The sequence below is a fragment of the Roseateles sp. genome (assembly GCF_019237615.1).
In the GTDB taxonomy this organism is placed as follows: Bacteria; Pseudomonadota; Gammaproteobacteria; order Burkholderiales; family Burkholderiaceae_C; genus Pelomonas.
Genome location: NZ_JAFAGT010000045.1, coordinates 14,453 through 27,106 on the forward strand (window position 1 = coordinate 14,453; position 12,654 = coordinate 27,106).

Sequence of the window (12,654 nt, forward strand, 5' to 3'; positions counted from 1 at the left end):
CATGAGCTTCCAGCAAGGCCTCTCCGGACTCAACTCCGCGTCCAAGAACCTCGATGTCATCGGCAACAACATCGCCAACTCGGGCACCTACGGCGCCAAGAGCTCGCGGGCCGAGTTTGCCGACGTCTACGCCGCCTCGCTGAACGGCGCCGGCACGAACCAGCTCGGCATCGGCACCAGCCTGCAGACCGTGGCCCAGCAGTTCAGCCAGGGCAACATCACGACGACCGAGAACCCGATGGACCTCGCCATCAACGGCGGCGGCTTCTTCCAGGTCGGCGACGGCGTGAACCCGACGCGCTACAGCCGCAACGGCCAGTTCAAGGTCAGCAAGGACGGCTTCATCGTCAACAACGACGGCCTCAAGCTGATGGGCTACCCGGCAAACGGCGCCGGCGTCATCCAGCCCGGCACGGCCCAGCCGCTGCAACTGCCCACGAGCGGCATCCCGCCGGCCGTGACGACCAGCCTGAAGATGGAGTTCAACCTGGACTCGCGTCAGAAGTCGACGGCCCCTGCCGCCGGCACCGGCATCGACCTGAAGGATTCGGCGACCTACAACAACGCCACGTCCATGACCGTCTACGACGCCAAGGGCCAGGACGTTGCCGTCACCTTCTACTTCCAGAAGGGCCCGACAGCCGCCAACGGCAGCGACACCTGGCACATCTACGCGACGGCCAACGGCACGCCCTTCAACACCGACTCGAGCGGCAATCCCATCACGCTGGACGCCAACGGCAACCCGACCACCCCGTACACGACGCTCACCTTCCCGCCCAGCGGCGGCGCGCCGACCATCCCGACGGGCCCGATCACGATGAGCATCCCGTCCGGCACCAGCACGCGCGGGAACACGACGCTGGCCGTCCCCGGCATCCAGCTCGACCTGAGCAAGGTGAGCGAGAACGGCAGCAGCTTCGCCGTGACCGCGCTGACCCAGGACGGCTACGCGCCGGGCCAGCTGACCGGCATCCAGGTTGGCAACGACGGCACCGTGCTGGCACGCTACTCCAACGGCCAGAGCAAGCCTGCCGGCCAGGTCGAGCTGGCCAACTTCCGCAACCCGCAGGGCCTGCAAGCGCTGGGCGGCAACATGTGGATACGCACCGTCGCGTCCGGCGACGCCGTCGTCGGCGTGCCGGGCGACGGCAACATGGGGGCGCTGCAGTCCGGCGCGCTGGAGGAAAGCAACGTCGACATCACGGCCGAGCTGGTCAACATGGTGACGGCCCAGCGCGCCTACCAGGCCAACGCGCAGACGATCAAGACGCAGGACCAGGTCCTGCAGACCATCGTCAACCTGCGCTGATCGCAACCACGGCCGAGGACGCGCGATGGACCGCATGATCTACCTCTCGATGGCCGGCGCCAAGGCGGCCATGCAGCGGCAGGACGTGCTCTCGCACAACCTCGCCAACGTGACGACCAACGGCTTTCGCGCCGAGCTGCAGGCCTTCCGCGCCGTGCCGGTGCGCGGCGACGGCGCGTCCACGCGCGCCTATGCGCTGGAAACCACCATCGGCTACAACGACGCCCAGGGCCCGCTGACCGCCACCGGCCGCAACCTCGACGTGGCCATGCAGGGCAACGCCTGGCTGGCCGTGCAGGCCAACGACGGCACCGAGGCCTACACCCGTGCGGGCTCGCTGGACGTGAGCGCCGAAGGCCTGCTGGTCATGCGCAACGGCATGCCGGTGCTGGGCGACGGCGGCCCGATCAGCATCCCGCCCAACAGCGAGGTGTCCATCGGCAGCGATGGCACCGTCAGCGTCAAGTCGCCCAACCAGAAGCCGACGACGATGGGTCGCCTGAAGCTCGTCACGCCCGAGGCGCCGACGCAGCTCGCGCGCGGCGACGACGGCCTGTTCCGCGCCGCCGCCGGCGACCTGCCGGCCGACCCGGCCGCGCGGCTGCAGGACGGCGCGCTGGAAGGCTCCAACGTCAGCCCGGTCGCGACCATGGTCGCCATGATCGCCGCCGGCCGCCAGTTCGAGCAGCAGATGAAGCTGCTGCAGATCGCCCAGACCCAGGGCCAGCAGTCCGCCAAGCTGCTCGGCAGCACTTAAGGAATCCCCGCCATGATGCGCTCGCTCTGGATTGCCAAGACCGGCATGGAAGCCCAGCAGACCCAGCTGGACAACATCTCGAACAACCTCGCCAACGTCGCGACCAATGGCTACAAGCGCTCGCACGCTGTATTCGAGGACCTGATCTACCAGAACATGCGCCAGAGCGGCGCAAACAGCACGGAGCAGACCACGCTGCCCACCGGCCTGCAGGTCGGCCTGGGTGTGCGGCCCGTCGCCACGGCGCGCATCTACACGCAGGGCAACCTGCAGCAGACCAGCAACAACCTGGACCTCGCCATCAAGGGCGACGGCTTCTTCCAGATCCAGATGCCCGACGGCACGACGGCCTACACGCGCGACGGCAGCTTCCAGCTGAACGCCAACGGCCAGATGGTCACGAGCAACGGCTACACGCTGCTGCCCGGCATCACGATCCCGCCGAACGCGCAGAGTCTGACCATAGGCAACGACGGCACCGTCAGCGTCACGCTGCCGGGCCAGCCCACGCCGCAGAGCGTGGGCCAGCTGCAGCTCGCCACCTTCGTGAACCCGGCCGGCCTGGACCCCAAGGGCCAGAACCTCTTCACGGAGACGGCGGCCAGCGGCACACCAAACACCGGCGCGCCCAGCAACAACGGCATCGGTGCGGTGCAGCAGGGCTTCGTCGAGACGTCCAACGTCAACGTCGTCGAGGAGCTGGTGCAGATGATCCAGACCCAGCGCGCCTACGAGCTGAACTCCAAGGCGGTGCAGACCTCCGACCAGATGCTGCAGAAGCTGGCCCAGATTTAGGTTCCCCCGTAGCGCTCGCGCGCTCCTCCCAGGGGGCGCAGCCGGCAGCCCGGCCGGGCCGGCTCCACGGCTGGCGCCGGAGGAGCGGCCGGCCTCGCGGCCCGATCCATGGAGATGTCGTCATGAAATTCCTCGCTGCTCTCGTCCTCGCAGCCCTGCTCGCAGGCTGCGCGACGCCCTACCCCGAGCCCCAGGTCGAGCTGACCCACACGCCCGTCGTCAACCTGCCGCCGGTGCAGGCCATGGCGTCGACCAACGGCGCCATCTACCAGGGCGCCAGCTACCGCCCGCTGTTCGAGGACCAGCGCGCCCGCCTGGTCGGCGACACGCTGACGGTCAACATCATCGAGAAGGTCTCGGCCACGCAGACCAGCACCAGCGAGCTGAGCAAGACGGGCAGCCTGTCGGCCGGCGTGAGCGCCCTGCCCGGCATCGCGCCCAACTCCTTCGGCCGCGCCAGCGCCGGCGCCACCTCGGCCAACGACAACAAGGGCAAGGGCAGCAACCAGAACACCAACGAGTTCACGGGCGCCATCACTGCCGTCGTGACGGCGGTGCTGCCCAACGGCCACTTGATGATCAGCGGCGAGAAGCAGATCGGCGTGAACCGCAACGTCGACGTGCTGCGCTTCTCCGGCCAGGTGGACCCACGCGCCATCGGCCAGGGCAATGCCGTGGCGTCGACCGCAGTGGCCAACGTGCGCATCGAGCAGCGCGGCCGCGGCGCGACCGCCGACGCTCACGCGGTGGGCTGGCTGTCGCGCTTCTTCCTCAACATCGCGCCGAGCTGATCAGCCCGCCTCGCCGGCCAGGTAGTCGACGGCCAGGTTGGCCAGCGCCCTCACGCCCACCTCCAGCCCGCGTTCGTCGACGATGAAGCGCGGCGAATGGTTGGAATAGGCCTGGCTGGGCTCGATCTCCGGCGGCGTCACGCCGACGAAGAAGAACAGCCCCGGGATCAGGCGCTGGAAGAAGGAGAAGTCCTCCGCGCCGGTCGCCTTGGGTACCACCTCTATGCCCATGGGGCGCGGGCCGCTGCTGGCGACGCGCGTCAGCGTGGGCAGCATCCGCTCGGTCAGCACGGGGTCGTTGCGCGTGACCGGGTAGTTTTTCGTGATGCAGACCTTGCAGGTCGCGCGTGAGGCCGCGGCGATGCCCTCGGCCAGCTGCGTCACGCGCGCGTGGATGGCGTCGCGCATGCCCTCGTCGAAACTGCGTATCGTGCCGCGCATCTCCACCGCATCCGGGATGATGTTCTCGCGCACGCCCCCCTTGATGGCGCCTATGGTCACGACGGCCGGCTCGCGGTTCAGGTCCAGCGTGCGGCTGACGACGGTCTGCAGGCCCAGCACGATTTGAGCCGAGGTGACGATGGGGTCGATGCCCAGCCATGGCGCCGCGCCATGGGTCTGCCTGCCCTGCACGGTGATGCGCAGCTTGTCCGAACTTGCCATCGTCGGCCCCGGCCGGTAGCCGATGACGCCAGCCGACTGGCGCGACGTGACGTGCAGGCCGAAGATGGCGCCGGGCGTGGGGTGCTCCAGCACGCCCTCCTTGATCATCAGCGCCGCGCCGCCCTCCTCGCCCTCGGGCGGCATCTCCTCGGCGGGCTGGAAGATGAACTTCACCGTGCCGGGGATGTCGGCGCGCAGGCTGGCCAGGATGCTGGCCACGCCCATCAGGATGGCGACATGGCAGTCATGCCCGCAGGCGTGCATGACGCCCACCTCCTCGCCGTTCCAGACAGCGCGGGCCCTGGACGCGAAGGGCAGTTCGACCTCCTCGGTGACGGGCAGGCCGTCCATGTCGGCGCGCAGCGCCACCACGCCACCGGGCCTGCCGCCTTTCAACAGGCCGACGACGCCGGTGTGTGCCACGCCCGTCCTGACCTCGTCCAGGCCCAGGCCATGCAGATGCTCGGTGACGACGGCGGCGGTGCGGAACTCGCGGTTGCCCAGCTCGGGGTGCTGGTGCAGGTCGCGCCGCCAGGCGATGACCTGGGGCTCCAGCGCCGCCGCCAGCGCGGCGATGCGTTCGCTCAAGGGGGGCTGCGGGCTCATGCGGCCATGGTAGGCCGAGGCGGCGCCCCCGTGGGCACGGCGTCTCAGCGACCCAACAGCCGTCGTAACCGACGTTTCAAGTCCAGCCACTGCTTGCCGCGCGACCGGTCGATGCGCTTCACGTCGATCAGCGTGAAGCCGCCGCAGCCGGTCAGCGTGTGCAGGCCGGCGGTGTGGCTGTCGCTGGCCAGGTCGCCGGTCAGGCGCTCGGCGCCCGCCTCGATGACCACACGCTCGGTCGTCAGCACCGGGAAGCGCAGCAGCCGCGTCGCGCTGCCGTAGCCGCGGCTGCTGTCCTGCACCGGCAGCGTCAGCATGCCGTCGCGGCCGACGAAGGGACGGCCCGCCGGGCGCGCGCCGTCGCGGCTGACGCGCACCGGGTTGCCGGCCAGCGGTGTCCACGGCCCCGTCAGCGCCGGCGCATGGGCGACATGCAGCTCGCGCTGGTCGCGCGCCCCGGGGCCCACCAGTGTGTAGAACATCCACCAGCGGCCCTGGTGCTCGATCAGCGACGCATCCGCGCCGGGCACGCCCGCGATCAGCGCGCACTCGCGCTCCCAGCGGTCCAGCGTGCCGTCGGCGGCGCGGTAGAGCGCGATCTCGCCGGCCTGGTGGCTCTCCGGCACCATCCAGGTCTCGCCCCGGTGCTCGAAGACCTGGGGGTAGGACAGGTGAAAGGGCTGCTCAAGCACCGTCGCCTGGCCGCGCCAGCGCAGGTCGGCCAGGCCGAACTCGTGGCGCTCGATGTGGGCGCGCTTGACGCGGTAGTCGAAGGCCTCGACGAAGACATGCAGCGCGTCGCCGCGCACGAGGCCGAAAGGGTCGGCGAGGTAGCGCCAGCGCCCCGCGTCGGGCAGCCAGGTGATGCGCCCGCGGGCTGCGCGCAGGCCGTCGGCGTCCACGTCTTGCAGCGCGACGGGAACGATACCGACCTGCCAGAAGTCGGTGCGCGGCGCCTTGAGCATCAGGCGCGCCAGGCGGCGTAGGCCTCTTCCTCGTCCATGAAGGGCTTGGCCCGGGTGGCCTGATGCAGCATCACGTCACGGTAAAAGCCCAGCGTGCGGGCCACGGCGTTGGCGCGGTCGTAGGCCGCGGTGGCATAGGACACGGCGCGCTGCTGCGGCGCCAGCGGGCGCAGCCGCGCCAGCTCCTCGGCCATGGCCTGGCCAAGCAGGTCGGCATCACCGACCTTCACGAGGCGGGCCGGCTGGCCGGCCAGCATCTCCAGCGGCCCCTGCGTGGCCGTGGACAGCACCGGGCGCCCGGCGCGCATCGCCTCCAGGATGGCCAGCGGGAAGGCCTCCTCGCGGGACGGCGAGATGAAGAGGTCGAAGGCCTTCAGGGCCTGGTCGACGTCGCTGCGGAAGCCCAGCAGGCGGATGCGCGGGTCCGCGCCGGCCATGTCCTTGAGCAGGGCCTCGTCCGGGCCCTCGCCGAGGATCGCCAGCACGGCGTCCGCCGGCGCGTGGGCCTTGAAGGCGGCGATCAGCAGGTCCATGCCCTTGCTGACATGCAGGCGGCCAACGCTGCCGACCAGCAGCTGCTCGGGCGCCAGGCCCAGTTCGGCGCGCAGGTCGGTCTGGCGCGCGGCCGCCGCGGCGTCGCGCTCCGGCGCCCAGTTGTAGATGACGCTGGCGAGCGCCGGGCCGTCGGGCAGGTTGTCGTGCTGGGCGCGGTTCACGCAGACGAGGCCGTCCAGCCGCCCATGATGGTGGGCCTTGTAGCCGACATGCAACGTGCCGATGCGCGCGGACCGGCGGACATGGGCGACCGCCTTGCAGGCCGGGCCCAGGTGGCCGTGGCAGACGTCCGCCCGCAGGCGGCGCGCCAGCGCGGCGACGCGCCAGCCGCGCATCAGCGGCAGGGCCAAGCCATGGAAGCGCACGCCCGGCGCCAGCGCGGTGGCGACGGCCGAGTCGGCGACGCCGATGACGTGGACACGGTGACCCAGGGCCGCCTGGGCGTTGGCGAGGTCGATGCAATGCCGCTCTCCTCCCGCGATGCGGGAGGAAAACACGACATGAACCAGGGTCAACGGCTCGAAAGGCAAAGACATGGCAGGTCCTAGGGACGATGGCAGCTCGGACGGGTCAGTAAAACTTTACCGAACTACACAGTCAGAAACCTGTCACCAAGTTTCCTTCCGCATCGCCATCGGGGCCGAATTTAGCCAAAGACACCCAAACCGCAGCAAACTCACACATAACATGAAGTTATTCCGCTGCATTCGACGCTCACGCGTCGCGGGCCGGCGGCCGGCTGAAGGCCGGCGATCAGGATTGACAGAATCGCATGGCCGGGCGGCGGAAGCTGAGTACAAGCTTGCGCTCCGCCGTCGCCGACACCCGACCGGGGGGGGCAAGCCAGCCCCGGCAAGACGCCACGGGTTTGGAAAAGCGGGGCAGTCCGCGTCCTTTTCCCCGGCTTCGCGGGCTCAAGCATCCGCAGAATCCGCCGAGTGAAGTCCCTGCAAGTCCTCCTCCTCGCCCTGAGCCTCGTGCTGGCGCCCCTGGCGCCGCCGGCACAGGCGGCCCGCATCAAGGAAGTCGCCTCGGTCGCCGGCGTGCGCTCCAACCCACTGACGGGCTACGGCCTGGTCGTCGGCCTGGACGGCACGGGCGACCAGACCACGCAGGCCCCCTTCACCGGCCAGAGCCTCACGGCCATGCTGCAGCAGTTCGGCGTGCTGCTGCCCCAGGGCGTGACGATGCAGCCTCGCAACATCGCCGCCGTCATGGTGACGGCCTCGCTGCCGCCCTTCGCCCAGCCCGGCCAGCAGCTGGACATCAATGTCTCATCCATCGGCAACGCCAAGAGCCTGCGCGGCGGCACGCTGATCGCGACGCCGCTGCGCGGCGCGGACGGGCAGGTCTACGCCATCGCCCAGGGCAACCTGGTCGTCGGCGGCGCCGGCGCGTCGGCGGGCGGCTCCAAGGTGCAGATCAACCACCTGAGCGCCGGCCGCATCCCGGCGGGTGCCCTCGTCGAGCGCTCGGTGCCGACGCCCATCGCCCAGGGCGACAGCATCCAGCTGGACCTCAACAGCAGCGACTTCGCCACCGCCCGCGCCGTGGCCCGGGCCATCAACCAGGCCAAAGGCGCCGGCGTCGCCCAGGCGCTGGACGGCCGCGTCGTTCGCGTGCGCGCCCCCGCCACGCCGGACGAGCGCGTCGCCTTCCTGGCCGACGTCGAGAACCTCGCAGTCGACATGGCCACGCCGGCCGCCCGCGTCGTCATCAACGCCCGCACCGGCTCCATCGTCATGAACCAGGCCGTCACGCTGACCTCCTGCGCCGTGGCCCATGGCAGCCTGTCGGTGACCATCAGCTCCACCCCCGTCATCAGCCAGCCCAATGCGCTGTCCGGCGGCCAGACGACGGTGGCCGAGAAGGCCGACATCGCCATCCGCCAGGAGCCCGGCAGCCTCATCCAGCTGCCTGCCGGCGCGCGGCTGTCCGACGTCGTCAAGGCGCTGAACTCGCTCGGCGCCACGCCCCAGGACCTGCTCGCCATCTTGCAGGCCATGAAGAGCGCGGGCGCCCTGAACGCCGAGCTCGAGGTGATTTGATGGCTGCGTCCTTCGAGTCCGTCTCCGGCCAGAGCCTGGGCAGCCTGGATGCGCTCAAGGCCCAGGCCTCGCGCGACCCCAAGGCCAGCATCCGCGAGACGGCCAAGCAGTTCGAGGCGCTCTTCATGCAGGAGGTCATGAAGAGCATGCGCGCGTCCACGCTGTCCAGCGGCATGCTGGACAACAGCGCCACCCAGCTGGGCACGGAAATGCTGGACACCCAGTTCGCCGGCAAGATGAGCGGCCTGCCGGGCGGCCTGTCCGACGCCATCCAGCGGCAGCTGCAGCGCCAGATGGGCGTGCAGGACCTGTCACCCGAGAACGTCAAGAAGGCCAGCCAGACGACGCTGGCCCAGGCGCTGCCGGCGCTGGCGACCAAGGGCATCCCCAGCCACGTGCAGAGCTTCATCCAGCAGCATGACGCCGCCGCCCGCTCGGCCTCGGCCGCCAGCGGCATCCCGGCCAGCTTCATGGTGGCCCAGGCGGCCCACGAGAGCGGCTGGGGCAAGCGCGAGATCACCGGCGCCGACGGCACGAAGAGCTACAACGTCTTCGGCATCAAGGCCTCGCCGGGCTGGACGGGCAAGACCGTCGATGTGAAGACCACCGAAGTCATCAACGGCCAGGCCGTCAAGGTGACGGCCAAGTTCCGCGCTTACGCCAGCTATGACGAGGCTTTCAAGGACTATGCCAAGCTGATCAGCAGCAACGATCGCTACGCCAAGGTCGTGGCCCAGGCCCAGAACGGCAACGCCGCCGGATTCGCCCAGGGCCTGCAGCAGGCCGGCTACGCCACCGACCCGGCCTATGCCAGCAAGCTCGCCAAGGTCATCGACACCACGCAGCGCGTCCAGCGCAGCCTGGCATGAGGAAGGATTGAGCCATGCCCAGCCTGCTCTCCCTCGGCGCGCGCGCCATGTTCGCCAACCAGGCGGCGCTGCAGACCGTGGGCAACAATATCGCCAACGCGAACACCCCGGGCTATTCGCGCCAATCGGTGGTGCTCACGACGGCTCCGGGGCAGTACACCGGTGCGGGATTCTTCGGCCGCGGCGTGGACGTGCAGACCATCGAGCGCGCGCACGACCAGTTCCTTACGCGCCAGGCCGCCGCCACCAAGTCCGCCGCGGCGGGCGACGCCACCCGCTCCGACCTGCTGACGCGGCTGGGCAAGGTGCTGCCGCTGGGTGCCGACGGCCTGGGCTATGCCGCCAGCCAGTTCCTCAACGCCATGCAGGACGTGGCCAGCCGCCCCAGCGACCCCTCGGCCCGTCAGGTCGTGCTGGGCCGCGCCAGTGACCTGGCCGCGCGCTTTCGCGACGCCGGCGGCCAGATCGAGGCCATGCAGGCCGGCATCGTCGGCGACCTGCGCAACGGCGTGCAGCGCGTCAACGACCTGGCCCAGCAGATCGCACGCATCAACGACCAGATCGCCTCCAACCGCGGCAGCGGCCACGAACCCAATGACCTGCTGGACCAGCGCGAGCAACTGGTCTCCAAGCTCAGCGAATTCATCTCCGTCACCACCGTGCCGGCCGACGACGGCACCCTGGGCGTGTTCATCGGCGGGGGCCAGCGCCTGGTGCTGGGCAACTCCGCGTCAGCACTGCAGGTCACGCCCGACGCCTACGACCCCAACCGCGCCGTGCTGACCATGAGCGACGGCCACCTGCAGCGCTCGCTGGACGAGTCCGTCCTGACCGGCGGCACGCTGGCGGCGATGCTGCGCGTGCAGAACCGCGACCTGGTGGATGCACGCAACATGCTGGGCCAGCTCGCCGCCGCCATCGGCACGCGGGTCAACGACCAGAACGCGCTGGGGCTGGACCTCTCCACGCCGGCCCGCACGGGCGGCAACATCTTCAGCGTTGCGGCGCCGCGCGTGCTGCCGTCCACGAACAACCCCAGCGCCGCCCTGCCGCAGGTGAGCATCACCGACGCGACCCAGTTGCAGGCCAGCAACTACCTGCTCAAGGTCACGGCCGGCGGCTACGAGATCACCCAGCTGCCCGACGGCAAGCCCATCCCCTTCGTCAACGGCGACACGGTGGACGGCGTCAAGATCAGCTTCCCCGCCAGCCCGGCGCCGCAGGTTGGCGACAGCTTCATCATCGAGCCCGTCGGCATGGCCGCCTCCGGCATGAACGTGGTGCTCGACTCGCCCAACGGCATCGCCGCGGCGTCGCCGCTGACGGCCACCAGCAACGTCGCCAACACGGGCACGCTCAGCATCCAGAGCATCTACGCCGTCAACGGCAACTTCAGCGCGACGACGGCAGCCCAGCTGCCGCTGACCCTCACCTTCGGCACCGCCAACCCGGACGGCAGCGTCAACTACAGCCTCTCCAACGGCCAGACCGGTGTCTGGCGTGCCGGTCAGCCCATAGGCAACGACGCACCTCCTGGCATCGACCTCGGCTTCCAGCTCAACACCAGCGGCGTGCCGCGCAGCGGCGACAGCCTCACCATCGACCCCACCAAGTACACCGGCGCCAATAACGGCAACGCCAAGGCCTTCCTGGGCCTGCAGACCGAGGCCTTCGTCGGTCGCCAGCAGCAGCGCGACGCCAACGGCGTGTTGTTGCTGGACGCCAACGGCAACCCGGTGATGAAGCCCGGCGCCACCGTCACCGACGCCTACGCCGCCGACCTCAGCGACCTCGGCGCGCGCAGCCAGAGCGCCACCTACCTCAGCGGCGTCTCGGCCGGCGTGGCCAGCAGCGCCGAGCAGGCCCGCTCCAGCGTGGCCGGCGTCAACCTGGACGAGGAGGCCGCCCGGCTCATGCAGTTCCAGCAGGGCTACCAGGCCGCCGCCCGCGTGCTGCAGACCGCGCAGTCGCTGTTCGACGAACTGCTGCGCCTGGCCCAGCACTGATCGGAAGACCCGCCATGAGAATCTCCACCGCCAACGTCTACGAGGCCTCCATCAGCAACCTGCAGCGCCGCCAGACCGCGCTGCAGCAGCAACAGCAGCAGCTCACGTCCGGCAAGCGGGTGCTCAGTGCCAGCGACGACCCCACCGGCGCGGCGCGTGCCGAACGCGCGCTCGCCGCCATAGGCCGCGTGGATGCCAACCAGCGCTCGCTGGAGGCCAGCCGCAACAGCATGACGCTGGCCGAGTCGGCGCTGGGCGACGCCGGCGAGCTGCTGCAGCAGGCCCGCGAGACCATGCTCAACGCCGGCAACGCCAGCTATCCCGACACCGAGCGCGCATCCCTTGCGCAAAAGCTCAAGGGCCTGCGCGACCAGTTGCTCGCCATCGCCAACCGCACCGACGGCGCGGGCGGCTACGTCTTCGGTGGCCAGGGCTCGGCCCAGCCCCCCTTCCTCGACCGCAACGGCGGCGTCACCTTCATCGGCGTGCCCGGCCAGATCCAGAGCGGCAACCTGGAGGACTTCCCGCTGACCATGGACGGCCGCGGCGCCTGGGAAAGCGCGCGCAGCGGCAACGGCTTCTTCGTCACCGACGCCGGCACCAACAGTCTCGTTCCCGGCCAGGCCGCCAAGGGCTGGATAGACAGCGGCTCCGTCTCCGACCCGTCCAAGCTGACGGGCCACGCCTACAGCATCGCCATCGGCGGCACCGCACCATCGCAGACCTACACCATCACGCCCGCGCCCGCCGACGGCACGCCCGGCACCGGCACCTTCACGCCCGGCAAGGCGCTGGAGTTCGACGGCATGAGCATGACCATCTCCGGCGCGCCCGTGAACGGCGACAACTTCTCCGTCTCCCCGTCGACCGATTCGCTGAAGGTCTTCGACGTGCTGGACCGCGCCATCAGCGACCTGCTGACGCCCAACCGAGGCGCTGCCCAGATCACGCAGTCCAACAACAACGCCGTGCGCGACCTCGACGCCGTCATGACCAGGCTGCAGAGCGCGCGCAGCCAGGCCGGCGAGGCGCTGAACAAGCTCGACGGCAGCGAAACCCGCATGTCCGGCCTCAAGCTCTACTCCCAGCAGGAGCAGAGCGCCGCCACCGACCTGGACATGACCCAGGCCATCTCCGACTTCAGCAACCAGCAGACCGGCTACGACGCGGCGCTCAAGACCTACGCCATGGTCCAGCGCATGTCGCTGTTCCAGTACATCAACGGCTGAGCCGGCGCTCCCGGCGGGGCGCGCAGCCGGCGCGCGTCTGCGTGAAGCTGTCACGATT

At 70.0% G+C, this 12,654-nt stretch carries 11 protein-coding genes; 8 read left to right on the forward strand and 3 right to left on the reverse strand.

Annotated elements, in window-relative coordinates; all coding sequences use genetic code 11:
* Position 1 precedes the first annotated feature (1 nt).
* The 4 genes from flgE (at position 2) to JOY88_RS07925 (ending at position 3,655) form a co-directional block, all read left to right on the forward strand.
* Positions 2 to 1,312: a flagellar hook protein FlgE gene (gene flgE, locus JOY88_RS07910; RefSeq protein WP_293501714.1), complete on the forward strand. Its 1,311-nt coding sequence runs from the start codon at positions 2 to 4 to the stop codon at positions 1,310 to 1,312.
* A 25-nt stretch (positions 1,313 to 1,337) separates the two neighbouring features.
* Complete coding sequence (flgF, locus tag JOY88_RS07915; protein ID WP_293501715.1) at positions 1,338 to 2,069, forward strand: flagellar basal-body rod protein FlgF; 732 nt, start codon at positions 1,338 to 1,340, stop codon at positions 2,067 to 2,069.
* A gap of 12 nt (positions 2,070 to 2,081) precedes the next feature.
* Positions 2,082 to 2,864: a flagellar basal-body rod protein FlgG gene (gene flgG / locus JOY88_RS07920; protein ID WP_293501716.1), complete on the forward strand. Its 783-nt coding sequence runs from the start codon at positions 2,082 to 2,084 to the stop codon at positions 2,862 to 2,864.
* A gap of 122 nt (positions 2,865 to 2,986) precedes the next feature.
* A complete protein-coding gene (locus JOY88_RS07925) occupies positions 2,987 to 3,655 on the forward strand; it encodes a flagellar basal body L-ring protein FlgH (RefSeq protein ID WP_293501717.1) in 669 nt (222 codons plus the stop codon).
* Here JOY88_RS07925 and JOY88_RS07930 read toward each other — a convergent pair whose 3' ends face one another.
* The 3 genes from JOY88_RS07930 to JOY88_RS07940 are packed head-to-tail and all read right to left on the reverse strand — an operon-like array spanning position 3,656 to position 6,980.
* The gene (locus JOY88_RS07930) at positions 3,656 to 4,924 is read right to left on the reverse strand and encodes an amidohydrolase (RefSeq protein WP_293501718.1); all 1,269 of its coding nucleotides are present in this window, start codon (positions 4,922 to 4,924) and stop codon (positions 3,656 to 3,658) included.
* A 44-nt stretch (positions 4,925 to 4,968) separates the two neighbouring features.
* On the reverse strand, positions 4,969 to 5,889 hold the full coding sequence (locus JOY88_RS07935; RefSeq protein ID WP_293501719.1) for a glucosamine inositolphosphorylceramide transferase family protein: 921 nt from the start codon (positions 5,887 to 5,889) through the stop codon (positions 4,969 to 4,971).
* Positions 5,889 to 6,980 carry a glycosyltransferase gene (locus JOY88_RS07940; RefSeq protein WP_293501720.1) on the reverse strand — a complete coding sequence of 364 codons (1,092 nt, stop codon included), beginning with the start codon at positions 6,978 to 6,980 and terminating at the stop codon, positions 5,889 to 5,891. Before JOY88_RS07940 ends, JOY88_RS07935 begins: the two co-directional genes overlap by 1 nt.
* A gap of 402 nt (positions 6,981 to 7,382) precedes the next feature.
* Here JOY88_RS07940 and JOY88_RS07945 point away from each other — a divergent pair, with 402 nt between their 5' ends.
* From JOY88_RS07945 to flgL, 4 genes are read left to right on the forward strand one after another with little or no spacing between them, the layout of a single operon-like run.
* Positions 7,383 to 8,492 carry a flagellar basal body P-ring protein FlgI gene (locus JOY88_RS07945; RefSeq protein ID WP_293501721.1) on the forward strand — a complete coding sequence of 370 codons (1,110 nt, stop codon included), beginning with the start codon at positions 7,383 to 7,385 and terminating at the stop codon, positions 8,490 to 8,492.
* Positions 8,492 to 9,361, forward strand: coding sequence for a flagellar assembly peptidoglycan hydrolase FlgJ (gene flgJ / locus JOY88_RS07950; RefSeq protein ID WP_293501722.1), 870 nt, complete (start codon positions 8,492 to 8,494; stop codon positions 9,359 to 9,361). Before JOY88_RS07945 ends, flgJ begins: the two co-directional genes overlap by 1 nt.
* A 14-nt stretch (positions 9,362 to 9,375) precedes the next feature.
* Positions 9,376 to 11,367 (forward strand): flagellar hook-associated protein FlgK, encoded by a 1,992-nt coding sequence (gene flgK, locus JOY88_RS07955; RefSeq protein ID WP_293501723.1) that lies wholly within the window; start codon positions 9,376 to 9,378, stop codon positions 11,365 to 11,367.
* Positions 11,368 to 11,381: 14 nt separating this feature from the next.
* Positions 11,382 to 12,596, forward strand: a complete 1,215-nt coding sequence (gene flgL / locus JOY88_RS07960; RefSeq protein WP_293501724.1) for a flagellar hook-associated protein FlgL — start codon at positions 11,382 to 11,384, stop codon at positions 12,594 to 12,596.
* Positions 12,597 to 12,654: the final 58 nt, after the last annotated feature.

Excerpts from the sequence above, each read along its gene's own strand:
- JOY88_RS07935 (WP_293501719.1), bottom strand. The coding sequence starts at position 5,889 with ATGCTCAAGGCGCCGCGCACCGACTTCTGGCAGGTCGGTATCGTTCCC.
- flgL (WP_293501724.1), top strand. The coding sequence starts at position 11,382 with ATGAGAATCTCCACCGCCAACGTCTACGAGGCCTCCATCAGCAACCTG.
- flgK (WP_293501723.1), top strand. The coding sequence starts at position 9,376 with ATGCCCAGCCTGCTCTCCCTCGGCGCGCGCGCCATGTTCGCCAACCAG.
- JOY88_RS07925 (WP_293501717.1), top strand. The coding sequence starts at position 2,987 with ATGAAATTCCTCGCTGCTCTCGTCCTCGCAGCCCTGCTCGCAGGCTGC.
- flgJ (WP_293501722.1), top strand. The coding sequence starts at position 8,492 with ATGGCTGCGTCCTTCGAGTCCGTCTCCGGCCAGAGCCTGGGCAGCCTG.
- flgF (WP_293501715.1), top strand. The coding sequence starts at position 1,338 with ATGGACCGCATGATCTACCTCTCGATGGCCGGCGCCAAGGCGGCCATG.
- JOY88_RS07930 (WP_293501718.1), bottom strand. The coding sequence starts at position 4,924 with ATGAGCCCGCAGCCCCCCTTGAGCGAACGCATCGCCGCGCTGGCGGCG.
- flgE (WP_293501714.1), top strand. The coding sequence starts at position 2 with ATGAGCTTCCAGCAAGGCCTCTCCGGACTCAACTCCGCGTCCAAGAAC.
- JOY88_RS07940 (WP_293501720.1), bottom strand. The coding sequence starts at position 6,980 with ATGTCTTTGCCTTTCGAGCCGTTGACCCTGGTTCATGTCGTGTTTTCC.
- flgG (WP_293501716.1), top strand. The coding sequence starts at position 2,082 with ATGATGCGCTCGCTCTGGATTGCCAAGACCGGCATGGAAGCCCAGCAG.